General features: G+C 72.6%; 21 protein-coding genes. 9 read left to right on the top strand and 12 right to left on the bottom strand.

Annotated features, from left to right (window positions below; all coding sequences use genetic code 11):
- Nucleotides 1-76 precede the first annotated feature (76 nt).
- The gene (locus tag R2E43_RS35115; protein WP_332056962.1) at nt 77-1672 is read left to right on the top strand and encodes a cytochrome P450; all 1596 of its coding nucleotides are present in this window, start codon (nt 77-79) and stop codon (nt 1670-1672) included.
- Here R2E43_RS35115 and R2E43_RS35110 read toward each other — a convergent pair.
- The 10 genes from R2E43_RS35110 to R2E43_RS35065 form a co-directional block, all read right to left on the bottom strand.
- A complete protein-coding gene (locus tag R2E43_RS35110) occupies nt 1634-2482 on the bottom strand; it encodes a pentapeptide repeat-containing protein (RefSeq protein WP_030869291.1) in 849 nt (282 codons plus the stop codon). The two genes, R2E43_RS35115 and R2E43_RS35110, sit on opposite strands and share 39 nt — an antisense overlap.
- A gap of 57 nt (nt 2483-2539) precedes the next feature.
- A complete protein-coding gene (sigJ, locus tag R2E43_RS35105; RefSeq protein ID WP_319230601.1) occupies nt 2540-3514 on the bottom strand; it encodes an RNA polymerase sigma factor SigJ in 975 nt (324 codons plus the stop codon).
- A gap of 22 nt (nt 3515-3536) precedes the next feature.
- Nucleotides 3537-4280 (bottom strand): PIG-L deacetylase family protein, encoded by a 744-nt coding sequence (locus tag R2E43_RS35100; protein ID WP_003978056.1) that lies wholly within the window; start codon nt 4278-4280, stop codon nt 3537-3539.
- A gap of 70 nt (nt 4281-4350) precedes the next feature.
- Nucleotides 4351-5652, bottom strand: coding sequence for an alpha/beta fold hydrolase (locus R2E43_RS35095; protein WP_319214857.1), 1302 nt, complete (start codon nt 5650-5652; stop codon nt 4351-4353).
- Nucleotides 5653-5779: 127 nt separating this feature from the next.
- Complete coding sequence (locus tag R2E43_RS35090) at nt 5780-6805, bottom strand: LacI family DNA-binding transcriptional regulator (protein ID WP_003978054.1); 1026 nt, start codon at nt 6803-6805, stop codon at nt 5780-5782.
- An 89-nt stretch (nt 6806-6894) separates the two neighbouring features.
- On the bottom strand, nt 6895-7215 hold the full coding sequence (locus R2E43_RS35085) for an L-rhamnose mutarotase (RefSeq protein ID WP_003978053.1): 321 nt from the start codon (nt 7213-7215) through the stop codon (nt 6895-6897).
- Between the two features lie 26 nt (nt 7216-7241).
- Complete coding sequence (gene rhaS, locus R2E43_RS35080) at nt 7242-8324, bottom strand: rhamnose ABC transporter substrate-binding protein (RefSeq protein WP_003978052.1); 1083 nt, start codon at nt 8322-8324, stop codon at nt 7242-7244.
- A gap of 241 nt (nt 8325-8565) precedes the next feature.
- A complete protein-coding gene (locus R2E43_RS35075) occupies nt 8566-9579 on the bottom strand; it encodes an ABC transporter permease (RefSeq protein ID WP_003978051.1) in 1014 nt (337 codons plus the stop codon).
- Complete coding sequence (locus tag R2E43_RS35070) at nt 9572-10612, bottom strand: ABC transporter permease (protein ID WP_003978050.1); 1041 nt, start codon at nt 10610-10612, stop codon at nt 9572-9574. Before R2E43_RS35070 ends, R2E43_RS35075 begins: the two co-directional genes overlap by 8 nt.
- Nucleotides 10609-12126, bottom strand: coding sequence for a sugar ABC transporter ATP-binding protein (locus R2E43_RS35065; protein WP_003978049.1), 1518 nt, complete (start codon nt 12124-12126; stop codon nt 10609-10611). The genes R2E43_RS35070 and R2E43_RS35065 overlap by 4 nt, the downstream gene beginning before the upstream one ends.
- Before the next feature lie 276 nt (nt 12127-12402).
- On the opposite strand from R2E43_RS35065, the gene rhaI reads away from it, so the two are divergent.
- From rhaI to R2E43_RS35025, 8 genes are all read left to right on the top strand, one after another.
- Nucleotides 12403-13563, top strand: coding sequence for an L-rhamnose isomerase (gene rhaI / locus R2E43_RS35060; RefSeq protein ID WP_003978048.1), 1161 nt, complete (start codon nt 12403-12405; stop codon nt 13561-13563).
- Between the two features lie 118 nt (nt 13564-13681).
- Entirely contained in the window at nt 13682-15721 is a 2040-nt protein-coding gene (locus R2E43_RS35055) for a bifunctional rhamnulose-1-phosphate aldolase/short-chain dehydrogenase (RefSeq protein ID WP_003978047.1), read from the top strand.
- Nucleotides 15718-17172 carry a rhamnulokinase gene (locus tag R2E43_RS35050; protein WP_003978046.1) on the top strand — a complete coding sequence of 485 codons (1455 nt, stop codon included), beginning with the start codon at nt 15718-15720 and terminating at the stop codon, nt 17170-17172. Before R2E43_RS35055 ends, R2E43_RS35050 begins: the two co-directional genes overlap by 4 nt.
- A 78-nt stretch (nt 17173-17250) precedes the next feature.
- Nucleotides 17251-18003 (top strand): (Fe-S)-binding protein, encoded by a 753-nt coding sequence (locus tag R2E43_RS35045; RefSeq protein ID WP_332056961.1) that lies wholly within the window; start codon nt 17251-17253, stop codon nt 18001-18003.
- Nucleotides 18000-19478 carry a LutB/LldF family L-lactate oxidation iron-sulfur protein gene (locus R2E43_RS35040; protein ID WP_011027372.1) on the top strand — a complete coding sequence of 493 codons (1479 nt, stop codon included), beginning with the start codon at nt 18000-18002 and terminating at the stop codon, nt 19476-19478. The genes R2E43_RS35045 and R2E43_RS35040 overlap by 4 nt, the downstream gene beginning before the upstream one ends.
- The gene (locus tag R2E43_RS35035) at nt 19475-20122 is read left to right on the top strand and encodes a LutC/YkgG family protein (RefSeq protein ID WP_332056960.1); all 648 of its coding nucleotides are present in this window, start codon (nt 19475-19477) and stop codon (nt 20120-20122) included. Before R2E43_RS35040 ends, R2E43_RS35035 begins: the two co-directional genes overlap by 4 nt.
- 120 nt (nt 20123-20242) lie before the next feature.
- Entirely contained in the window at nt 20243-21034 is a 792-nt protein-coding gene (locus R2E43_RS35030; RefSeq protein WP_016325260.1) for an ABC transporter ATP-binding protein, read from the top strand.
- A 3-nt stretch (nt 21035-21037) separates the two neighbouring features.
- Nucleotides 21038-22348, top strand: coding sequence for an ABC transporter permease (locus R2E43_RS35025; protein WP_319126481.1), 1311 nt, complete (start codon nt 21038-21040; stop codon nt 22346-22348).
- 70 nt (nt 22349-22418) lie between these two features.
- On the opposite strand, the gene R2E43_RS35020 is transcribed toward R2E43_RS35025, so the two are convergent.
- Together R2E43_RS35020 and R2E43_RS35015 are read right to left on the bottom strand one after the other, a co-directional pair.
- Nucleotides 22419-22778: a cupin domain-containing protein gene (locus R2E43_RS35020; protein ID WP_003978039.1), complete on the bottom strand. Its 360-nt coding sequence runs from the start codon at nt 22776-22778 to the stop codon at nt 22419-22421.
- A gap of 82 nt (nt 22779-22860) precedes the next feature.
- Nucleotides 22861-23838 (bottom strand): pyridoxal-phosphate dependent enzyme, encoded by a 978-nt coding sequence (locus R2E43_RS35015; RefSeq protein ID WP_003978038.1) that lies wholly within the window; start codon nt 23836-23838, stop codon nt 22861-22863.
- Nucleotides 23839-23843: the final 5 nt, after the last annotated feature.

Genomic DNA, 23843 nt, shown 5'->3' with positions numbered 1-23843 from the left:
GCGCGCTATTGAATCCATGTACAACACGCTCGCCTCGGCTCGTGCAACACGCCGCTGCGTCAAGGGAGATCGCGTCATGGCCCAGACAGCGAGGGAACCGGCCCGGGACGGACTGCCGAAGGGCTTCCGCAGCGCCGAGCTGGGCTGGCCCGAACTGCACCGCATCCCGCACCCCCCGTACCGGCTGCCCCTGCTCGGAGACGTCGTGGGAGCGAGCAGGCGCACCCCGATGCAGGACTCGCTGCGGTACGCGCGACGACTGGGGCCGATATTCCGGCGGCGGGCCTTCGGCAAGGAGTTCGTGTTCGTGTGGGGTGCCGCCCTCGCCGCCGACCTGGCGGACGAGGCGCGGTTCGCCAAGCACGTGGGCCTGGGGGTGGCCAACCTGCGTCCGGTGGCCGGGGACGGGCTGTTCACGGCGTACAACCACGAGCCCAACTGGCAGCTCGCGCACGACGTGCTGGCGCCCGGCTTCAGCCGCGAGGCCATGGCGGGGTACCACGTGATGATGCTGGACGTGGCCGCGCGGCTCACCGGCCACTGGGACCTGGCCGAGGCGTCGGGCCGGGCGGTGGACGTGCCGGGCGACATGACCAAGCTGACGCTGGAGACCATCGCGCGCACCGGTTTCGGCCACGACTTCGGCTCCTTCGAACGCTCCCGCCTCCACCCCTTCGTCACCGCGATGGTGGGCACGCTCGGCTACGCGCAGCGCCTCAACACCGTGCCCGCGCCGCTCGCCCCCTGGCTGCTGCGTGACGCGAGCCGCCGCAACGCCGCCGACATCGCCCACCTCAACCGCACGGTCGACGACCTCGTCCGTGAACGCCGGGCGAACGGCGGCACGGGCGGCGGAACCGGCAGCGGCAGCGGCAGCGGCAGCGGCAGCGGCGACCTGCTCGACCGGATGCTGGAGACGGCCCATCCCAGGACCGGTGAGCGGCTGTCGCCCCAGAACGTCCGCCGGCAGGTCATCACCTTCCTGGTCGCCGGTCACGAGACCACCTCGGGCGCGCTCTCCTTCGCCCTGCACTACCTCGCCCAGCACCCCGACGTCGCGGCCCGGGCCCGCGCCGAGGTGGACCGGGTGTGGGGCGACACCGAGGCACCCGGCTACGAGCAGGTGGCCAAACTGCGCTACGTGCGCCGGGTGCTTGACGAGTCGCTGCGGCTGTGGCCGACCGCGCCGGGATTCGCGCGCGAGGCCCGCGAGGACACGGTTCTCGGCGGTACGCATCCGATGCGCCGCGGGGCCTGGGCGCTGGTGCTCACGGGCATGCTGCACCGCGATCCCGAGGTGTGGGGCGCGGACGCCGAGCGGTTCGACCCGGACCGCTTCGACGCGAAGGCCGTGCGGTCGCGCGCCCCGCACACGTTCAAGCCGTTCGGGACCGGGGCGCGGGCGTGCATCGGGCGGCAGTTCGCGCTGCACGAGGCCACGCTGGTCCTCGGGCTGCTGCTGCGCCGCTACGAACTGCGGCCCGAGCCCGGCTACGAGCTTCGGGTGACCGAGCGGCTGACGCTGATGCCGGAGGGGCTGCGCCTGCACCTGGTCCGGCGGACCGCGGCCGCGCCGGCGCCCGGTCGCCGCACGGCCGCCCCGGGGGCGGCCGACGATGCCGGGGACGCCGTCTCAGCGCCCGGCTGTCCAGTGCACCGGGCGGGTGACTGAGTCCGGCAGCCCGGTGCCGGGGCCGCCCCTGGCCGCGTTGACCTGCGGCTGGGTCAGGAAGAAGGCGCCCGTCAGGTCCGCGTCGGTGAGGTCGGCGTCGCGCAGGTCCGCGCCGATCAGGTCGGCGCCCCGCAGGTCGGCGCCGGTGAGGTCGGCGGCGATGAGGTAGGCGCCGCGCAGATCGGCACCCGCGAGGTCGGCGCCCTTGAGACGGGCGCCCATCAGGTCGGCGTTGCGGCGGTTCTTCTTCCGGCCGCGGGTGCCGGCCCGGACCAGCTCGCTGGTGCGCAGCAGGAGCACGTTGACCCGCTGCCGGTGTGCGGCCACGTCGAGGCCGGCCAGCTCCTCGGGGGTCCCCCCGGCGAGGCGTTCGGTGTCGGCGAGGGCACCGCGCAGGTCGGCGTGGACCGGGCGGGCGGCGGGCAGGGTCAGCGCCTCGGTCAGGTACCAGAGCAGCTCGTGCAGTTGGCGGACGACCGGGAACACGTCGAACATGCGGCGGCGCTGCTCCGGCGGGCCCGCGCGCCAGTCCCGGCCGCCGAAGGTGAGCTGCGAGACCCGTTGTCCCGCGCCGAAGCAGTCGTAGACCGTGCAGCCGGTGAAGCCGCGCTCCCGCAGCGTCGCGTGGATGCCGCAGCGGTGGTCGGTGCGGAGGTTCGGGCAGGGCGTTCCGGCGTCCTTGTCGATCGCGAAGTCCGCCGAGCGGGCGAACGGCAGGGCCGCACAGCACAGGCCGAAGCAGCTCGCGCAGTCGCCGCGCAGTTCCGCCCCGGCCCGCGTCTGAGTCCGGTCCACCCTGTGTTCTCGCATGTCACCGAGGATACGGTCCGCCGCCGCGCGGGGTGGTGGGTGGCCCCGCGCGGCCGGTCAGGCCTCCAGCCCGGACACGTCCAACCCGGCCAGCCGCTCCGGGTCGGACAGGATGTACAGGCCGGTGATGAGGCCGTCGGTGACGGTGACGTAGGTGACCGACACGGGACGTCCGTCGGACACCGCGACGGTGCCGACCGCGTCGTTGACCAGGACGACGCGGGCGAGAGGCGCGAGGTGGCGGAAGTGGAACGCCCCGGTGGCGACCGTCCGCGCTCCCCGCACCACCTTGGACGCCGCGACGCCCCGGGCCGGCGCGCCCGCGTCGGCCCGCAGCACCACGTCCGGGTGGAGGACGGACACCAGCGCCTCGAAGTCACCGGCGCGGCTGGCGGCGAGGAACGCCTCCACCACCCGGCGCTGACGGCCGAGGTCCGGTTCGGCTGCGGGGGTGGCGTCGCGCACCCGGCGCCGGGCCCGGCTGGCGAGCTGCCTGGTGGCGGCCGGGCTGCGCTCGACGACCGCCGCGATGTCGTCGAAGGGCACGGCGAACATGTCGTGCAGGACGAACGCCAGCCGCTCGGCCGGTTCCAGCCGCTCCAGGACCACCAGCAGGGCGATGCCCACCGAGTCGGTGTGCAGTGCCTCCGCCTCCGGGTCCGCCCGGGGCAGGGCCCGCAGCACGGGGTCGGGCACGAAGGAGTCGAAGCCCTCGGTCATCGGCTCCTCGCGGCGCGCGGTGCGGGAGCGCAGCAGGTCGAGGCAGATCCGGCCGGTCACGGTGGTCAGCCAGGCGCCGAGGTTGTCGATGCCGTCCGCCTCGGAGCGGTCGAGCCGCAGCCAGGCCTCCTGCACGGCGTCCTCCGCCTCGGCCAGGGAGCCGAGCATGCGGTAGGCCACCGCCTTGAGCTGCCCGCGGTGCTCCTCGAAACGCTCCGCGAGCCGCTGCTGTCCCCGCGCGTCCCGTTGCCGCCGCACGTCCTGTTCCCCCCGCACGTCCCGTTCTCCCCGCATGTCGCCCTGTCCCCGCATGTCCTGCTCCCCCGTCATGCCGCTACCGGGCGAAGACTTCGAAGGTCACCGCCGGCCTTCCGCCGAACCGCTCCCCCGCGGCCTCGGCGAAGCCGGTGAGGAACCCGCGCACATACGTCTCCGGGTCCTCCTCGGTCAGCACCTCGATGTAGGTGCGGTGTTCGAGCAGCGAGCGCACCGCCCGCTCCATTCCCGGGGTGGCGTCCACGGCGTGGGTGGGCGAGGAGGAGCCGGCGACCGCGACCCAGCGCACCCCGTTCCAGGGCTCCAGGCCCCGGTCGGTCAGCTCCGGGAAGATCCACCGGTTGCCGGCGTCGGCCGCCGCGTCGAGCGTGGCGCGGCCGACGGCGACGTGGTCCGGGGTGTTCCAGGCGACGCCGCCCCAGGTGTCCCGATGGTTCATGGTGATGACCAGTTCGGGCCGGTGGCGGCGGATCGCGGCGGCGATGTCGCGGCGCAGCGCGGTGCCGTATTCGACGACACCGTCCCGGTGGTCGAGGAATTCCACCTCGCTCACCCCGACGACGGCGGCGCTCGCCCGCTGCTCCCGCTCACGCAGCGGGGCGCACTCGGCGGGCGCCAGCGTGTCGATGCCGGCCTCGCCCCTGGTCGCGAGCACGTAGGCGACCTCGCGGCCCTCGTCGGTCCAGGCCGCGATCGCCGCCGCGCAGCCGTACTCCAGGTCGTCCGGGTGGGCCACGACGGCGAGGGCGCGGCGCCAGTCGCCGGGCATGGGCTCCAGTTGCGTGATCGTCGGCTCCGTCATGCCCGCACATTAACCCGCGCCACCGGTCTGCCACCCGGAGATTCCACCCGGACGTCGCGCCCGGCGTCGTTCAGGCCTCGTCGCGGGCGAGCGCGAGCAGCCGGTCCAGGACGCGCGGGCCGCCGGCCCGCACACCGTCGTGCTCGAACTCGTCGGTGACCCAGGTGCGCAGGCCCCGGATCGCGCGGGCGGTGGTCAGCGCGTGGGCGGTGTCGACGTACATGTCGTCGTGGTAGACGGCCGCGGCGGCCGGCACCTCGTTGGCGGCGAGGCGGGCCGGGTCGTACAGCGGCGTCCAGTCGGTGCGGGCGGCGAGCAGTTCGGCCGTCTCGCGCAGCGGGCGCAGGGCCGGGTCGCAGTCGAACATCCAGGGGTGGATGGACTCGCCGGTGAAGAGCAGCGGTTCGTCGCCCGCGAGGGCCTTGGCGGCGTCGAAGCGCGGGAACTCGGCGCGCACCCGCTCGGCGGACCAGTCGGTGGGCCGGGCGTCCTGGCCGTAGATGGCCTCGTGGACCAGGGCGTACAGCGGACGGCCGGCGTACGACAGGAGGCCCTGCGTCTGCTCCTGGAAGGCGTCGGACAGTTCGTGTCCGTTCGCGGTGCGGACGAAGGCGTCCTCCAGCAGGAAGTGCAGCCGGTGGCTGCCCTCGCCGCCGCCGAGCATGATGCCGAGGGACTGGAAGGCCTCCACGGTGAGGCGGTAGCCGTTCGGCAGGACCACGTCGTGGGTCAGCAGGTGGTCGGCGATGCGGCGGGCGCGCTCGACGTCCTGCGGGTAGCGGGCGTAGTGCGCGACGACCTTGCGCTCGATGCGGGGGTAGGCGGCGCGGTAGACGTCGTCCGCGTGGGCGTCCAGGGAGGGCAGGCCGCCGGTGATCAGGGCGGCGCTCAGGCCCTCGGGGGCCAGCGACAGGTAGGCGACGGTGCAGAAGCCGCCGAAGCTCTGGCCGAGGACGGTCCAGGGGGCGCCGCCGGTGACCTGGGGGCGGATGGCCTCGCAGTCGCGCACGATGGCGTCGGCCCGGAAGTGCGCGAGGTAGTCGGCCTGCTCGGCGGGGCCGCCGCGCAGCGGGAGCGTCTGGCGGTTGGCCGGGGTGGAGGCGCCGGTGCCGCGCTGGTCCAGGAGCAGGACGCGGTACTCCTTGAGGGCCCGGCCGAACCAGGCGGGCCGGCCGACGAAACGGTCCGCCTTACCGCCGGGGCCGCCCTGGAGGTAGACCAGCCAGGGCAGGTCCTGGTCGGCCTTGTCGCTCGCGACGGCTTCGCGGGCGTACAGCTCGATCGTCTCCCCGGTGGGGTCGGCGTGATCGAGGGGCACGGTGAAACGGCGGTCGGTGAGGACGACGCCTGGCTGGCGGTAGCTGACGCTCAAGGGGTCTCCCGGGGCGGACGGATCTGGCGGCCGATTCTTTCGGCCGCGTCCCAGTTCAGCACACCGTCCTGCGGCCGCCGACCCCCGGGATCATGAAATCGTTTCGGACGGCCCACTGAACGGCCGGTCAGCGGGCGGCGAGGCTGGAGCGCCGCACCACCAGTTCGGGCTGGAGGACGACCCGCCGGTGCGGGTGGGTGCGGTCCGTGCCCTCCAGCTCGGTCTCCTCCAGGAGCAGTTCGGCGGCCATCGCGCCCATGGTGACGGCGGGCTGGCGCACGGAGGTGAGCGGGACCGCCGCGGCGGCGGCGAACTCGATGTCGTCGTAGCCCACGATCGCGAGGTCGTCGGGGACGCCGACCCCGGCGGCGTACATGGCTTGCAGGACGCCGAGGGCGAGCAGGTCGTTGGCGCAGAAGACGGCGGTCGGCCGCTCGGCGAGGCCCAGCAGGCGGGCGCCGGCGTCGCGGCCCGCGGCGACGTCGAGGCGCTCGGTGGGCAGTTCGCGCAGCGCGTCGGGGCCGAGCCCGGCCTCGGCGAGCGCGGCGAGGGCGCCGGTGCGGCGGTCGCGCACCTGGTTGAGGCCGGGCGGGCCGCTGACGTAGGCGATGGAGCGGTGCCCGGCGTCCACGAGGTGGCGGACGGCCAGCGCGCCGCCCGCGACGTCGTCGACCGAGACCGAGCACTCGGTGGTGCCCTCGGCGACGCGGTCGACGAGGACGAAGGGGATGTTGTGGCGCCGGAAGCCCTCGATGTTGCGGCCGGTGGCGTCGGCGGGGGTGAGCAGGACGCCGCGGACCCGCTGCTCGGCGAAGAGCGAGAGGTACTCGGCCTCCTCGCCCGGGTTCTGCGCGCTGTTGCAGACCATCACGCCGAGCCCGGCCTCACGGGCGGCCCGCTCGGCACCGCGGGCCACGTCGACGAAGAACGGGTTGCCCATGTCCAGGACGAGCAGCCCCATGATGCGGCTGCGTCCGGCGCGCAGTTGGCGTGCGGACTCGCTGCGGACGTAGCCCAGCCGGTCGATCGCGGACAGCACCCGCGCCCGGGTCTCGGTCGCGACGGTGTCGGGGCGGTTGATGACGTTGGAGACCGTGCCCACGGAAACTCCGGCGGCGCGGGCGACGTCCTTGATACCCACGGAATGGGCCATCGGGCAGGGACCTCCGAGGTCGAAGTGGGTGTGGGGGGCGGCCGCGGGACCTTCACACAGTACCCGGGCCGCCCCCTGCGGGGCCTGAGTCAGGCGAGGTGGAACACCTCGGTGAGGGGTTTCATCGCCTCGTCGGGGCGGTCCCCGTCGAGGGACTCGAACAGCGGGCCCATCTCCGCCTGCCAGCGGGCGTTCACCTCGGTGGCCTCCATGCCGGACCGGGCGGCGGCGAAGTCCTCGGTCTCCAGATAGCCGACGAGCAGGCCGTCGTCGCGCAGGAAGAGCGAGTAGTTGTGCCAGCCGGTGGCGGAGAGCGCCTCGCACATCTCCGGCCACACCGCGGCGTGGCGTTCGCGGTACTCCGCGATGCGGTCCCTTCGGACCTTGAGCAGGAAACAGACGCGCTGCATGGACTGCCGCTCCCGTACGTTCGTGACTAGAAGTCGAACTGGTCGACGTTGTCGGCGGTGAACACGGTCGGCTTGCCGAGGTCGATCACACCGTTCTTGCCGATGGTGTACTCGCCCATGGCGCCGGCCTTGAAGGTCTCGCCCTCCTTGCCGGTGATCTGCCCGGAGGACAGGGCGACGGCGGTGCGCGCGGCCAGCTCGCCGAGCTTGGCCGGGTCCCACAGCTCGAACGCCTCGACGGTGCCGTTCTTGACGTACTTGCGCATGTCGTTGGGGGTGCCGAGGCCGGTCAGCTTGACCTTGCCCTTGTACTTGGAGCCGGACAGGTACTGGGCGGCGGCCTTGATGCCGACGGTGGTCGGGGAGATGATCCCCTTCAGGTTCGGGTGCTCCTGGAGCAGGCCCTGGGTCTGCTGGAAGGACTTCTGGGCGTCGTCGTCGCCGTAGGCGACCTTGACCAGCTTGACGTCCTTGTACTTCGGGTCCTTCAGCTCGTCCTTCATGATCTCGATCCAGGCGTTCTGGTTCGTCGCGGTCTGCGCGGCGGACAGGATCGCGATCTCGCCCTTGTTGCCGATCTGCTCGGCCATCTGCTGCACCTGGGTGCGGCCGATGTCGTCGGCGGAGGCCTGGGAGATGAAGGCGTTGCGGCACTCGGGGTTGGTGTCCGAGTCGTAGGTGACGACCTTGATGTCGTTCTTCATCGCCTGCTTGAGCGCGGTGCACAGGGCGCCCGGGTCCTGCGCGGAGACGGCGATGGCGTCGACCTGCTGCTGGGTGAGCGTGTTGACGTAGGAGACCTGGCCGGCGGTGTCGGTGCCGCTGGAGGTGCCGACTTCCTTGTAGCTGGAGCCCAGCTCCTTCAGGGCCTTCTCGCCGCCCTTGTCGGCGACGGTGAAGTAGGGGTTGTTGACCTGCTTGGGCAGGAAGCCGACGGTCAGCCCCTTCTTCGTCGCGGCGTTCGGGTCGGCCTTGCCCGCGGCGGCGGCCTTGCCGCCCTCGTCCTTGACGTCCTCCTTCGTGGTGCCGCCGCAGGCGGTGGCGGCCAGGGCGAGGGAGGTGACTGCGGCGAGGGCCGCACAGGTACGGCGGATGGACGACTTGCGCATGGTGGGTTCCTTACGAGGGTGGACGGAGTCGGGGACGGGGTTGGGTCCTGTCGTCACATTCCCGTCGTCCGCCCGAAGGGCGGGCTCGGCGGCGTTAGGTGCGTGCTCTGGGGGTCCCCCCGGCCGGAGGCTGGGGGAGTGCCGGGCGTCGACCGGCGTACTGGTTGTACGTGGTCGGTGCCCGGTGGGGCGAGAGTGCGTGCATGGCGTCGCCGAGCAGACGGGAATGTGACGACAGGGCCTAAGGGGTGGGGGCGGGCGCCTTGGACGGGGGCGCCGGTGCCGCCCCGCGTCCGGCCCTCGCGAGGGAGATCTGCCGTGCGACGCGGGGACCGAGCACGGAGAGGACGAGCAGGACGCCGGTGACGACGATCTGCGACTGGGCGGAGACGTCCTGGAGGCTCATGACGTTCTGCAGCGCGCCGAGCAGGAATACGCCCGCGATCGCCCCGCCGAGCGTGCCCTTGCCGCCGTCGAAGTCGATGCCGCCCAGGAGCACGGCGGCGACGACGGACAGTTCGAGGCCGGTGGCGTTGTCGTAGCGGGCGCTGGCGTAGTGCAGGGCCCAGAAGACGCCGGTGAGGGAGGACATCAGGCCGGTCAGCGTGAACAGGATCAGCTTCTGCCGCTTGACCCGGATGCCGGCGAAGCGCGCGGCCTCCTCGCTGGCGCCGATGGCGAACAGCGACCGGCCGAACGGCATGGCGTGCAGGGCGACGACGGCGACGGCCAGCAGCACGAGGAACGGCAGGAAGGCGTACGGGACGAAGGTGCCGTCGATGCGTCCGGCCGCGAAGTCCAGGTACTGCGAGGGGAAGTCGGTGACCGCGTCGGAGCCGAGCACGATCTGCGCGATGCCCCGGTAGGCGGCCATGGTGCCGATGGTGACGGCGAGGGAGGGCAGTCCGAGGCGGGTGACCAGCAGGCCGTTGACCAGACCGCAGACCACGCCGAGCAGCAGGCAGATCGGGATGATCGTCTCGATGGTCATGCCCTGGTTCCACAGGGCGCCCATCACCGCGCCGGACAGGCCCGCGGTGGAGGCCACCGACAGGTCGATCTCGCCGGAGACGACCAGCAGCGTCATCGGCAGGGCGATGAGCGCGATCGGCAGCGTGTTGCCGATCAGGAAGGACAGGTTGAGGGCGTTGCCGAACCCGTCGACGAAGCCGAAGGAGAGCAGCAGGACGACCACGAGCAGGGCACCGACGACCGTGTCCCAGCGGACGGCGCGCGTCAGGGAGGTGTCAGCCATGGCGGGCGTTCCTCTTCTTCAGGGCGTTGGCCACGCGCAGCGCGACGATCCGGTCGACGGCGATGGCGAGGATGAGCAGGATGCCGTTGATGGCCAGCACCCACACGGAGCTGACGCCGAGGGCGGGCAGCACGCTGTTGATCGAGGTCAGCAGCAGCGCGCCGAGGGCCGCGCCGTAGACGCTGCCGGAGCCGCCGGTGAAGACGACGCCGCCGACCACCACGGCGCTGACGACGGTCAGTTCGTAGCCGTTGCCGGTGCCCGAGTCGACGTTGCCGAAGCGGGCCAGGTAGAGGGCGCCGGCGAGTCCGGCGAGGGCGCCGCAGAAGGTGTAGGCGGCCAGGATCCGCTTGCGGACCGGGATGCCGGCCAGCCGGGCGGCCTCCGGGTTGGAGCCGAGGGCGTACAGCTCGCGTCCGCTGCCGAAGTGCTTGAGGTAGTACGCCGTGGCGACGAGCACCGCCAGGGCGATCATGGCCAGCCAGGGCACGGCGGAGATGCCGCCGGAGCCGAAGTCGACGAACCCGCCGGGCAGGTCGGCCGCGGTGATCTGCCGGGAGCCGACCCAGATGGAGTCGATGCCGCGGATGATGTACAGGGTGCCGAGGGTGACGACCAGGGCGGGCACCTGGCCGAGGCTGACCAGCGCGCCGTTGAGCAGTCCGAATCCGACGCCCGTCAGCACGGCGAGCAGCACGGCCACGACGGGGTTGCCGCCGCCCTGGAGGTAGGTGCCGGCGGCGAAGGCGCTGATGCCGAGGGTGGAGCCGACGGACAGGTCGACGTTGCGGGTGATGACGACCAGGGACTGTCCGGTGGCGACCAGGACCAGGATGGTCGCGTTCAGCAGGAGGTCCTTGATGCCCTGCTCGGACAGGAACTCGCTGTTGCCGGCCTGGGTGATGCCGATCATCACCAGGAAGACGAGCAGGATGGCCAGTTCGCGCATCTTGAAGATGCGGTCCACCAGCCGGGTGGCGCCGGCCTTCGGCACGTCGGCCGCGGGCGCCTTCTCCGGTGCGGTGACCGTCATGCGGCGGCCCTCCCCGTCGCTGCGGCCATCACGGTCTCCTCGGTGGCGTCGGTGCGGGATATCTCGGCGGTCAGTCGGCCCTCGTGCATCACCAGGACGCGGTCGGCCATGCCGAGCACCTCGGGCAGGTCGGAGGAGATCATCAGGACGGCCACGCCGTCGGCGGCGAGCTGCGAGAGGAGCCGGTGCACCTCCGCCTTCGTGCCGACGTCGATGCCGCGGGTGGGCTCGTCCACGATCAGCACCTTGGGGCCGGTGGCCAGCCACTTGGCGAGGACGACCTTCTGCTGGTTGCCGCCGGACAGGGTGGCGACGGTGTCGGCGATGCGGGCGTACTTGACCTGGAGCTTGACCGCCCAGTCCAGGGAGCGGCTGCGCTCGGCGCCGCGGTCCACGAGGCCGGCCTTCACGGTCGTCCGCAGGCCGGTGAGCCCGATGTTGCGTTCGATGGACATGTCCATCACCAGCCCCTGGGCGCGGCGGTCCTCCGGGACGAGGGCGAGACCGGCGGCCATGGCGGTGGAGGGCGCGCCGTTGACGAGCGGCTTCCCGTCGACCTCCACTTCGCCCGCGTCCCAGCGGTCGACGCCGAAGACGGCGCGGGCGACCTCGGTGCGCCCGGCGCCGACCAGTCCGGCCAGCGCGACGATCTCACCGCGCCGCACCTCGAAGGAGACGTCGGTGAAGACGCCCTCGCGGGTCAGCCTGCGCACGCTGAGGGCCCTCTCGCCGGGGGTGACCTCCTGCTTGGGGTACAGCTCGTCGAGGTCGCGGCCGACCATGCGGCGCACCAGGTCGTCCTCGGTCATGCCCTCCAGGGGCTCGCTGGCGATCCAGGCGCCGTCGCGCAGGGTGGTCACCCGCGCGCAGATGTGGAAGATCTCCTCCAGGCGGTGGGAGATGAACAGCACTGCGGCGCCCTGGTCGCGCAGGGTGCGCACCACCCCGAAGAGCCGGGCCACCTCGCTGCCGGTGAGGGCGGCGGTCGGCTCGTCCATGATCAGGACGCGGGCGTCGAAGGAGAGGGCCTTGGCGATCTCCACGATCTGCTGGTCCGCGATGGACAGACCGCGCGCGGGCCGGTCGGGGTCGAGTTCGACGCCGAGGCGCAGCATGAGTGCGGCGGTGGCGTCGTGGGTCGCCTTGTGGTCGATGCGGCCGAGGGCGCGGCGCGGCTGGCGGCCCATGAAGATGTTCTCGGCGATCGACAGGTCGGGGAAGAGGGTGGGCTCCTGGTAGATCACGGCGATGCCGGCGTCGCGGGCGTCGCCGGGACCGTGGAACACGACCGGTGCGCCGTCGAGCAGCACGTGGCCGGCGTCCGGCCGGTGCACTCCGGCCAGCGTCTTGATGAGGGTCGACTTTCCGGCGCCGTTCTCACCGGCGAGGGCGTGCACCTCGCCGGGGAACAGCTCCAGGGAGACGTCCCGCAGCGCACGGACCGCGCCGAAGGACTTGGAGACGTCCCTGAGCGCCAGAACCGGGGCCGAACCCGTGTCGGACGGGTGGGTCATTGGGGGCTCCTCGACGACGCCGGCGGGACTGCCCTCACGGCGTCGTGAAAGGTTTCAACTCGGTTGCCGGGGACGTTAGGCAGCGAGGGTATGTCACGTCAATGGTTCCGAGACCAAAAACTTTCGATAGTCGAAGGTCACGACCGAGTCACGAACAGTTGGAGTGACCGGAAGGGTTGACACCCCTTCGGGTGGCTCATAACTTCGCGTTCTGAATCGTTTCACACATGGTCGTACTCACAGCAGGCCACGACCCGATGCCACAGGAGCGCCGAAGTGACCGAGCTCGCCGCGGTGAAAGCCGCGCTCAAGACCCAGGCCGTCGAGACGCCGTCGTGGGCGTACGGCAACTCGGGCACCCGCTTCAAGGTGTTCGCCCAGCCCGGTGTCCCGCGCGACCCCTTCGAGAAGCTGGACGACGCGGCGAAGGTGCACGAGTTCACCGGCGCGGCCCCGACCGTCGCCCTGCACATCCCGTGGGACCGGGTCGAGGACTACGCCGCGCTGGCGGCGCACGCCGAGAAGCGGGGCGTGCGGATCGGCGCGATCAACTCCAACACCTTCCAGGACGACGACTACAGGCTGGGCAGCATCTGCCACCCCGACGCGGCGGTGCGCCGGAAGGCCGTCGACCACCTGCTGGAGTGCGTCGACATCATGGACGCCACCGGCTCGCGCGACCTGAAGCTGTGGTTCGCCGACGGCACGAACTACCCGGGACAGGACGACATCCGGTCCCGGCAGGACCGGCTGGCCGAGGGCCTGGCCGAGGTGTACGAGCGGCTCGGCGAGGGGCAGCGGATGCTCCTGGAGTACAAGCTCTTCGAGCCGGCGTTCTACACGACGGACGTGCCGGACTGGGGCACGGCGTACGCGCACTGTCTCAAGCTGGGCGAGAAGGCCCAGGTCGTGGTCGACACGGGACACCACGCGCCGGGCACGAACATCGAGTTCATCGTGGCGACGCTGCTGCGGGAGGGGAAGCTCGGCGGGTTCGACTTCAACTCGCGGTTCTACGCCGACGACGACCTGATGGTGGGTGCCGCCGACCCGTTCCAGCTGTTCCGGATCATGTACGAGGTGGTGCGCGGGGGCGGGTTCACCTCCGACGTGGCGTTCATGCTCGACCAGTGCCACAACATCGAGGCGAAGATCCCGGCGATCATCCGGTCGGTGATGAACGTGCAGGAGGCGACGGCGAAGGCGCTGCTGGTCGACGGCACCGCCCTGGCCGAGGCGCAGGCCGCGGGGGATGTGCTGGAGGCGAACGCGGTGCTGATGGACGCGTACAACACGGACGTGCGGCCGCTGCTCCGGGAAGTGCGGGAGGAGTCGGGGCTGGACCCCGAACCCATGAAGGCGTACCGCTCCTGCGGGTGGGCGGAGAAGGTCGTTGCCGAGCGGGTCGGTGGGCAGCAGGCCGGGTGGGGGGCGTAGGCGTCCGCCGGGTTTCTGTCTTCTCGCGGGCTGCGGGCCGTATGTGGCTGGTCGCGCAGTTCCCCGCGCCCCTTCCAGGGGCGCTGCTCCTCGCCCTCGTTGAAAAGGACTGCCAAACATGGGTATCCACCCCTCAGCCGCCGCCCTCCTCGCCCGTTCCCATCGGCTCGGTGCCGATCCTCGCAACACCAACTACGCCGGCGGCAACGCGTCCGCCAAGGGCACCGGGACCGATCCCGTCACCGGGGGTGAGGTGGAGCTGATGTGGGTCAAGGGGTCCGGAGGGGACCTCGGGACGCTCACCGGGGCCGGGCTCGCCGTGCTGCGGCTGGACCGGATGCGGGCGCTCAAGGACGTCTACCCGGGCGTCGAGCGCGAGGACGAGATGGTCGCCGCCTTCGACTACTGCCTGCACGGCAAGGGCGGCGCCGCGCCCTCGATCGACACGGCCATGCACGGGCTCGTCGAGGCCGCACACGTCGACCACCTCCACCCCGACTCCGGGATCGCGCTGGCCTGCGCGGCGGACGGGGAGAAGCTGACCGCCGAGTGCTTCGGCGACACCGTGGTGTGGGTGCCGTGGCGGCGGCCCGGTTTCCAGCTCGGGCTGGACATCGCCGCCGTCAAGGAGGCCAACCCGCAGGCCGTCGGCTGTGTGCTCGGCGGGCACGGCATCACCGCGTGGGGCGACACCTCCGAGGAGTGCGAGCGCAACTCGCTGCACATCATCCGCACCGCCGAGGCGTTCCTGGCCGAACGCGGGAAGGCCGAGCCGTTCGGTCCGGTCATCCCGGCGTACGCGGCGCTGCCCGAGGCCGAGCGGCGGGAGCGGGCGGCGGCGCTGGCGCCGTACGTCCGTGGTCTGGCGTCCCGGGACCGGGCGCAGGTGGGACACTTCACCGACGCGGACGTGGTGCTGGACTTCCTCGCGCGCGCCGAGCATCCGCGACTCGCCGCGCTCGGCACCTCCTGCCCGGACCACTTCCTGCGCACGAAGGTGCGGCCGCTGGTCCTGGACGTGGCGCCGACCGCGCCGCTGGAGGAGGCGGTGGCCCGGCTCAAGGAGCTGCACGCGGCCTACCGCGAGGAGTACGCCGCCTACTACGAGCGGCACGCCGAGCCCGACTCCCCCGCCATGCGCGGCGCCGACCCGGCGATCGTGCTGGTGCCGGGTGTCGGCATGTTCAGCTTCGGCAAGGACAAGCAGACCGCCCGGGTGGCCGGCGAGTTCTACGTCAACGCGATCAACGTGATGCGCGGGGCCGAGGCGGTGTCGACGTACGCGCCGATCGAGGAGTCGGAGAAGTTCCGCATCGAGTACTGGGCGCTGGAGGAGGCCAAGCTCCGGCGGATGCCGAGGCCGAAGCCGCTGGCCACCCGTGTCGCCCTGGTCACCGGCGCGGGCAGCGGGATCGGGAAGGCGATCGCGCGGCGGCTGGTGGACGAGGGCGCCTGTGTGGTCGTGGCCGACCTGAACGCCGAGAACGCGGCGGCGGTCGCCGAGGAGCTGGGCGGGGACGACAAGGCCGTCGCCGTGACCGTCGACGTCACCTCCGAGGAGCAGATCGCCGCGGCGTTCCAGGCGGCCGCCCTCGCCTTCGGCGGGGTCGACCTGGTGGTCAACAACGCGGGGATCTCCATCTCCAAGCCGCTGCTGGAGACCTCCGCGAAGGACTGGGACCTCCAGCACGACATCATGGCCCGCGGTTCCTTCCTCGTCTCGCGCGAGGCCGCCCGGGTGATGACCGCGCAGGAGCTGGGCGGCGACATCGTCTACATCGCGTCGAAGAACGCCGTGTTCGCCGGCCCGAACAACATCGCCTACTCCGCCACCAAGGCCGACCAGGCCCATCAGGTGCGCCTGCTCGCCGCCGAGCTGGGCGAGCACGGCATCCGCGTCAACGGCGTCAACCCGGACGGCGTGGTGCGCGGTTCCGGGATCTTCGCGGGCGGCTGGGGTGCCAAGCGGGCGGCGGTGTACGGCGTGCCGGAGGAGAAGCTGGGCGAGTTCTACGCGCAGCGGACCCTGCTCAAGCGCGAGGTGCTGCCCGAGCACGTCGCCAACGCCGTGTTCGCGCTGACCGGCGGCGACCTGACGCACACCACCGGTCTGCACGTCCCGGTCGACGCCGGCGTCGCCGCCGCGTTCCTGCGATGAGCACCGCCATCGACACCAAGGCGTTCGCCGCGGTCGACCTCGGCGCGTCCAGCGGGCGCGTCATGGTCGGCCGCGTCGGCGCCGACCGGCTGGAGCTGACCGAGGCGCACCGCTTCCCCAACCGGCCGGTCCGTACGCCCGACGGGCTGCGCTGGGACGTCCTCGCGCTGTACGCCGGCGTGCTGGACGGTCTGCGGGCGGCGGGCCGGGTGGACTCGGTCGGCGTGGACAGCTGGGCCGTCGACCACGGTCTGCTGGACGCGGACGGGGTGCTGCTCGGCAACCCCGTGCACTACCGCGACGCCCGCACGGAGGGCGTCGCGGAGCGGGTGTGGGCCTCGCTGCCCGCCGGGGAGCTGTACGCGGCGACGGGGTTGCAGTACGCGCCCTTCAACACCCTGTACCAGCTCGTCGCCGCCCGGGGCACGGCCCAGTTCGCGGCGGCCCGGCGGCTGTTGCTCATCCCCGACCTGCTGACCTACTGGCTGACCGGCGAGCAGGGCACGGAGCTGACCAACGCCTCCACGACCCAGCTGATCGACCCCCGCACCCGGGACTGGTCACGGGAGGTCGCGGACCGGCTGGGGATCGACCTCGGCCTGTTCGCGCCGCTGCGCCGGCCCGGGGACCCGGCGGGGCTGCTGCGGCCGGAGGTGCTGGAGGAGACGGGACTGGCGGGGCCCGTGCCGGTGACGGCCGTCGGTTCGCACGACACCGCCTCCGCGGTCGCCGCCGTACCGGCATCGGGCGAACGGTTCGCCTACATCTGCACCGGCACCTGGTCGCTGGCCGGGCTCGAACTGTCCGCTCCCGTGCTGACCCAGGAGAGCCGGGCCGCCAACTTCACCAACGAGCTGGGGCTGGACGGCACGGTCCGATACCTGCGCAACATCATGGGGCTGTGGCTGCTCCAGGAGTCCGTGCGGGCCTGGGGCGACCCGGACCTGGGTGAGTTGCTGCTCGCGGCGGCGCGCGTGCCGGCGCTGCGGTCGGTGGTGGACGCGGGTGACGCGGGGTTCCTGGCGCCGGGGCGGATGCCGGAGCGGATCGCCGAGGCGTGCCGCGCCTCGGGGCAGCCGGTGCCCGAGACGCCCGCCGAGGTGACCCGGTGCATCCTCGACTCGCTGGCGCTGGCCCACCGCGCGGCCGTCGGGGAGGCGCAGCGGCTCGCCGGGCATCCGGTCGACGTCGTGCACGTCGTCGGCGGCGGCACCCGCAACGCGCTGCTGTGCCAGCTGACCGCCGACGCCTGCGGGCTGCCGGTGGTGGCGGGGCCGACGGAGGCCGCCGCGCTCGGCAACGTGCTGGTGCAGGCCCGCGCCCACGGCCTGGTCGGCGACCTCGCCGGGATGCGCCGGCTGGTTGCGCGCACCCAGTCGCTGACCCGGTACGAACCGCGCGGCGACCCGGCGCGCTGGCAGGCGGCCGCGGCCCGACTCGCCCACCGGTGAACCGGGGCTCCCGCAAGCCCGGTCGGCCGACTAGTCTGCACTCATCATTCATCCGATGATCGAACACGAGGAGCCGCGATGCGTGTCGCTCTGTTCCTGACCTGCGTCAACGACACGCTCTATGCGGAGACCGGTCGTGCCGTGGTGAGGCTGCTGACCAGACTCGGTGTCGAGGTCGACTTCCCGATGGCCCAGACGTGTTGCGGGCAGGCGCACTACAACACGGGTTACCGGCACGAGGCCGAGCCGCTGGCCCGGCACTTCGCGGACGTGTTCGCGGGCTACGACGCGATCGTGACGCCCTCGGGCTCCTGCGGCGCGATGGTGCGGGAGCTGTATCCGCGGATGGGTGAGCGGGCGCGGGCGGAGGGGCGCGGGGACACGCTCGCGACCGTGCTGGCGCCGGTGGTGCCGAAGACGTACGAGCTGACGGAGTTCCTGGTGGACGTGCTCGGGGTGACGGACGTGGGGGCGTACTACCCGCACACGGTGACGTACCACCCGACCTGCCACGGCCTGCGGAGCCTGGGCCTCGGCGACCGGCCGCGGCGGCTGCTGGAGGCGGTGAAGGGGCTGGAGCTGGTGGAGCTGCCGGGCGCCGAGGAGTGCTGCGGCTTCGGCGGCACCTTCGCCGTGAAGAACTCCGACGTGTCGGCGGCGATGGGCACGGACAAGGTCCGCAACGCCGAGTCCACCGGCGCGGACGTGCTGTGCGCGGCCGACAACTCCTGCCTGATGCACATCGGCGGGACCATGACGCGACTGCGCACGGGCATGCGGCCGGTGCACATCGCGGAGATCCTGGCGAGCACCGGGGAGGCGGCCGTATGAGCGGGACGTTCGTGGGCATGCCGGCCTTTCCCGTCGCGGCCCGGGAGGCCGTGGGCAACGAGACACTGCGCGGCAATCTGCGCCACGCCACCCACACCATCCGGGACAAGCGGGCCCGCGCGGTGGCTGAGCTGGACGACTGGGCGGCGCTGCGGGAGGCCGGGAAGCAGATCAAGGACCACACGCTGCGCCACCTCGACCGGTACCTGGTGCAGGTGGAGGAGGCGGTCACGGCGGCCGGCGGCACCGTGCACTGGGCCGCCGACGCGGACGAGGCCAACGAGATCGTCGCCCGCCTGGTCCAGGAGACCGGTGAGAGCGAGGTCGTCAAGGTCAAGTCGATGGCGACGCAGGAGATCGGCCTCAACGAGGCGCTTCAGGCCCGGGGCATCCACGCCTACGAGACCGATCTCGCCGAGCTGATCGTGCAGTTGGGCAAGGACCGGCCCTCGCACATCCTGGTGCCCGCCATCCACCGCAACCGCGGCGAGATCCGGGACATCTTCCGCTCCGAGATGAGCGAGTGGGGCCGCCCCGCGCCCGAGGGGCTGACGGACACGCCCGCCGAACTGGCGGAGGCGGCCCGGCTGCACCTGCGGGAGAAGTTCCTGCGGGCCAAGGTCGGCATCTCCGGCGCCAACTTCGTGGTGGCCGAGACCGGGACGCTGGTGGTCGTGGAGTCGGAGGGCAACGGGCGGATGTGCCTGACCCTGCCCGAGACACTGATCTCGGTCGTCGGCATCGAGAAGATCGTGCCGAGGTGGCAGGACCTGGAGGTCTTCCTGCAGACCCTCCCCCGCTCCTCGACGGCCGAGCGCATGAACCCGTACACCTCCATGTGGACCGGCACCACCGACGAGGACGGCCCCCGCACCTTCCACCTGGTCCTGCTGGACAACGGCCGCACCGACACGCTCGCCGACGAGGTCGGCCGCCAGGCGCTGCGCTGCATCCGCTGCTCGGCCTGCCTGAACGTGTGCCCGGTCTACGAGCGGGCGGGCGGGCACGCCTACGGCTCGGTGTACCCGGGCCCGATCGGCGCGATCCTCAGCCCGCAACTTCGGGGCACCGCAAGCGAGATCGACGCCTCCCTGCCCTACGCGTCCTCGCTGTGCGGTGCCTGCTACGAGGTGTGCCCGGTCGCCATCGACATCCCCGAGGTACTGGTGCACCTGCGGGAGCGGGTGGTGCAGGGCGGGGCGGCCGTCCGGGACGGCAACCGGGTGGTGCTGAAGCCGGCCAAGGGGCACGCCGCCGAGCGCGCGGCGATGCGGGCGGCACAGTGGGCGTTCACGCACCCGGGCGCGCTGCGGACCGGGCAGCGCCTGGCCTCGCGCACCCGTCGCCTGCATCCGCGCACGCTGCCCGGTCCCGGCCGGGCGTGGAGCGGCACCCGGGACCTCCCGGCGGTGCCCGCGGAGCCGTTCCGGGACTGGTGGCAGCGCACGCGCGGCGGGAAGGACGGAGCGAAGTGAGCAGCAGGGAACGCATTCTGGGCCGGGTGCGCCGGGCGCTGGCGGACGTGCCGGACGACGCGCGGCCCTACGAGGAGGCCGTGGCCCGGGAGTATCTGCGCGAGCACGGGCAGCGGTCCGTCGCACAGACGGTGGACCTGCTCGCCGAGAACCTGGCGGACTACCGGGCCCTCGTGCACCGGTGCACGGACGGGGAGTTGCCCGTGCTGTTGACGCGGCTTCTGGCGGCGCGCGGTTCGCGGAGCGTGGTGGTCCCGCCAGGGCTGCCACCGCACTGGCTGGCGGCGGTCGACGCGACCCGCGTCCACGACCGGGCTGCGAGCACCCCACAAGAACTCGACGGGGTCGACAGCGTGGTGACCGGCTGCGCCGTCGCCGTCGCCGAGACCGGCACGATCGTCCTGGACGGCTCCCCCGACCAGGGGCGGCGGCGCATCACCCTGGTCCCCGACCACCACATCTGCGTCGTGCGGGTGCCCGACCAGGTCGTGTCGTCGGTGCCCGGGGCGCTCGAGCGCCTCGACCCGGCCCGCCCGTTGACGTGGATCTCCGGTCCCTCCGCGACGAGTGACATCGAGCTGGACCGCGTGGAGGGGGTGCACGGCCCACGCACCCTGGAGGTGGTGCTGCTGAGCGGCGAGTAGCGCTGCCGGGGTGTCGCTGAGTACACCCCCCGATACGGGCTCTGCACCCAGTGTGGTGCGGCCTCGCTCTCCGTAGCGTCTTCCACGAGGCACCGCACAGGGCGTGCCACACGGAAGGTGATGAGGATGTTTCGCTCCGGCGCACGAGGCAACCACGACCCGGGCCCCGCCTCCGAGGCCCTCCGGCTCGTCAAGGTGACCCGGACGTACGGCTCGGCGGACAACGCAGTGACCGCTCTGGACGGGGTGACGCTGAGCCTGGGACGCGGCACGTTCACCGCGGTGATGGGGCCGTCCGGGTCGGGCAAGTCCACGCTGCTCCAGTGCGCGGCGGGCCTCGACCGGCCGGACAGCGGCATCGTGTGCGTGGACGGCAAGGAGCTGACGGGTGGCGGCGAGGCGGAGCTGACGAAGTTCCGGCGCGGCCGTGTCGGGTTCGTCTTCCAGCAGTACAACCTGCTGGAGACGCTGACCGTCGCGCAGAACACGGTGCTGCCGCTCAAGCTGGCCGGGCGGCGCGTCGACCGGAAGCGGGCGCGGGAGGTCCTGACGTCGGTCGGTCTCGGGGACCGGCTCGGCCACCGTCCCGACCAGCTCTCCGGCGGTCAGCGGCAGCGGGTGGCGATCGCAAGGGCACTGGTCACCGAACCGCGGGTGATCTTCGCGGACGAGCCGACGGGCGCCCTGGACACGCGCAGCGCCCGGCAGGTGCTGCTGCTGCTCCAGGAGGCGGCGCGGGTGCACGGGCGGACCGTGGTGATGGTGACGCACGACCCGGTCGCCGCGTCGTACGCCGACTCGGTGGTCTTCCTCGCCGACGGCCGGCTGGCGGGGCGGATGGACGCGCCGACCCCGGACGCGGTCGCGGAGCGCCTCGCCCACCTGGGCGACGACGTGCCGGCGGGGGTGTGAGCGATGTCCGTACTGGCTCTCCGGTCGATCCGGCGCCGCCCCGGGCGGTTCCTGGCGACGCTGCTGTCCGCCTTCCTGGGGGCGGCGATCATCATGGCGTTCAACTCGATGCACGACACGGCCGGGCAGGACGGCGTCGACCCGGTCAGCTCGGAGACGCTGGGCACGGCGGCGGGGGTCGTCGGCGGGTACGGAAGCCTGCTGGTGTTCTTCGCGGTGGCCTCGACGCTGACGGTCAACGTGCGTCAGCGCACCGCCGAACTGGACCTGCTGCGCTGCTCGGGGGCGACCCCGGCGCAGATCAGGCGGATGGTCGTGGGTGAGGCGGTGGCGGTGGCGCTGGTGGGCGCGGCGCTGGCGATCGGCCCGGCGATGCTCGGCGGTCGGGCGCTGCTGGACATGTTCCAGGACAGCGGCCAGGTGGCGCGGTCGGTGGACTACTCCTTCGGCCCCATCGCGCTGTCGAGCGGTGTGTCCATCACCCTGCTGGCGTCCGCGGGCGCCGCGTTCCTCGCGGTACGGCGCCTGACCCGCGGTGGCCGGGAGCGGACCGGCGCGAAGCGGTTCCTGGCCGGTGCGGCGCTGGTCACCGGTGCCTCGGCGGCGGGCGCCACCTTCCTGTTCTCCGCGACCGACGAGATGCTGATGGCGGCGCCGGCCTACGGGGCGATCCTGCTGTCGGTCGGTTTCGCGCTGCTGTCGCCGCGGCTGCTGAAGGGCGTGCTCGACCGGCTGCCCCTGAGCGGCGCGAGCGGCTGGCTGGCGGTGCGCAACCTGCGTCGGCGGGCGAGTCACCTGGCCGGGATCCTGGTCTCGCTGATCCTGTTCACCGCGGTGTCGACGGCGACGCTCACCATGCAGTCGGTGGAGAGCGACGCGGTGAAGGCCTCGGGGCTGGTGAAGTCGGTCGACGCCAAGAACCTGGAGACGCTGAACCTCACGGTGGTCGGCATCATCGCGGTGTTCGTCTGCGTGATGCTGGTCAACTCGCTGTACGCGGCGACGACGTACCGCTCGCGCGAGTTCGGTCAGCAGCGGCTGGCGGGAGCGACGCCGGGGCAGGTGCTGGCCGTGGTCGGCGCCGAGGGCGTGATCCTCACGGTCACGGGGGTGTTCTTCGGCACCGTGGCCGCACTGGCCGGAGTGGTGCCGTTCACGGTGGTCCGCACCGACGCGGTGCTGCCGGACCAGTTCCTCGGGGTGTGGCTCGCGATGGTGGCGCTGGCGGCGGCGGTGACGCTGGGGACGGGCCTGGGCACGGCCCGGCGGGTGCTGCGGACGCCGGCGGTGGGGGCGGTGACGTCGGCCGCGTGAGCGGCGGGGCGCAGGGGAAGGGGGCCGGCCGCCGTGGCGGTCGCCCCCTTCCCCGTGGCCGGCCGGCGCGCTAGTCGGCCTTGGCGTACTCCTTCGCCATGCTGCCCGCGAAGTCGTACACGACGCACTGTGCGTCGCCCACGACCCAGGCGTCGTGGCCCGGCGAGCAGACGAAGACGTCGCCCGGGCCCACCTCGCTCTCGGTGCCGTCGTCCATGCGGACGTGCATCCGTCCCTCGACCACGTAGCAGTTGTGGTGGATCATGCAGCTGTCGGTGCCCGCGATCGGCGCCACGGACTCCGACCAGCGCCAGCCCGGTTCGAAGGTGGCGACGGCGAAGTCGAGCCCTTCCATATGCACGGCCTCGATGTGCCCGCGGGGGAAATCGCGCCGCTCGTCCGGCTTGTCGAGCGTCTTTGCCTCCAGCATGACGCTCCTCCTTTCCCTGTCCCCACCACTCCATCGTCCGCCTGTCAACTCGGCGGCGCCATCCGGGGGACGCGCGCGCGGCTCAGCGGGGCGCGCCGCAGAGTTCGGCGAACCGGGCGGCGTCCACGTTGCCGCCGGAGAGGATCACGCCGACACGGCGCGGCAGGGCGTCGATCCGGCCGTTCATGAGGGCGGCCAGTGGAGTGGCGCCGCTCGGTTCGAGGACGGTCTTCAGCCGTTCGAAGGCGAACCGCATCGCGTCCCGGATCTCGTCGTCGGACACCAGCACGATCCCGTCGAGCAGGCGCCGGTTGAGGGAGAACGTCAGCTCGCCGGGGGTGGGCAGCGCCTGGCCGTCGGCGATGGTGCGCGGGACCGGCACGCTGACCCGCCGGCCCGCGGCCAGGGAGCGCCTGGTGTCGTCCCCGGCCTCCGGCTCGACGCCGATCACCCGCATGCCGGGGTGCAGTGCCTTGACCGCGGTGGCGCTCCCGGCGATCAGTCCGCCGCCGCCGACGGGGGCGACCAGCGCGTCCAGCTCCCCCGTCTCCTCGACCAGTTCGAGGGCGGCGGTGCCCTGGCCCGCGATGACGTGCGGGTGTTCGTAGGGCGGGATCAGGGTCAGCCCCCGGTCGGCGGCCAGCGCTTCGGCGACGGCCACACGGTCGCCGGTGTAGCGGTCGTAGGTGACGATCTCGGCGCCGTAGCCCGCGGTGGCGTCCCGCTTGGAGGGCGGCGCGTCCTCGGGCATGACGATCACCGCGGTCGTGCCCAGTTCACGGGCGGCCAGGGCGACCGCCTGGGCGTGGTTGCCCGAGGAGTAGGCGGCGATGCCCCTGGCCAGCTGCTCCGGGGTGAGGCGGGAGGCCGCGTTGTAGGCGCCGCGGAACTTGAAGGCGCCGACCCGCTGCTGGTTCTCGCACTTGAGGTGGACCTCGGCGCCGACGAGGGCGTCGAGGGTGCGCGAGCGCAGCACCGGGGTGCGGTGCGCGACGCCCTTGATGCGGGCCGCGGCGGAGCGGACGTCGTCGAGGGTGACCGGCGGGGTGGTGGTCGTCACGGGTG

The sequence above is a fragment of the Streptomyces violaceoruber genome, assembly GCF_033406955.1.
Classification (GTDB): Bacteria; Actinomycetota; Actinomycetes; order Streptomycetales; family Streptomycetaceae; genus Streptomyces; species Streptomyces violaceoruber.
This window is presented reverse-complemented; position numbering and strand designations above follow the sequence as displayed.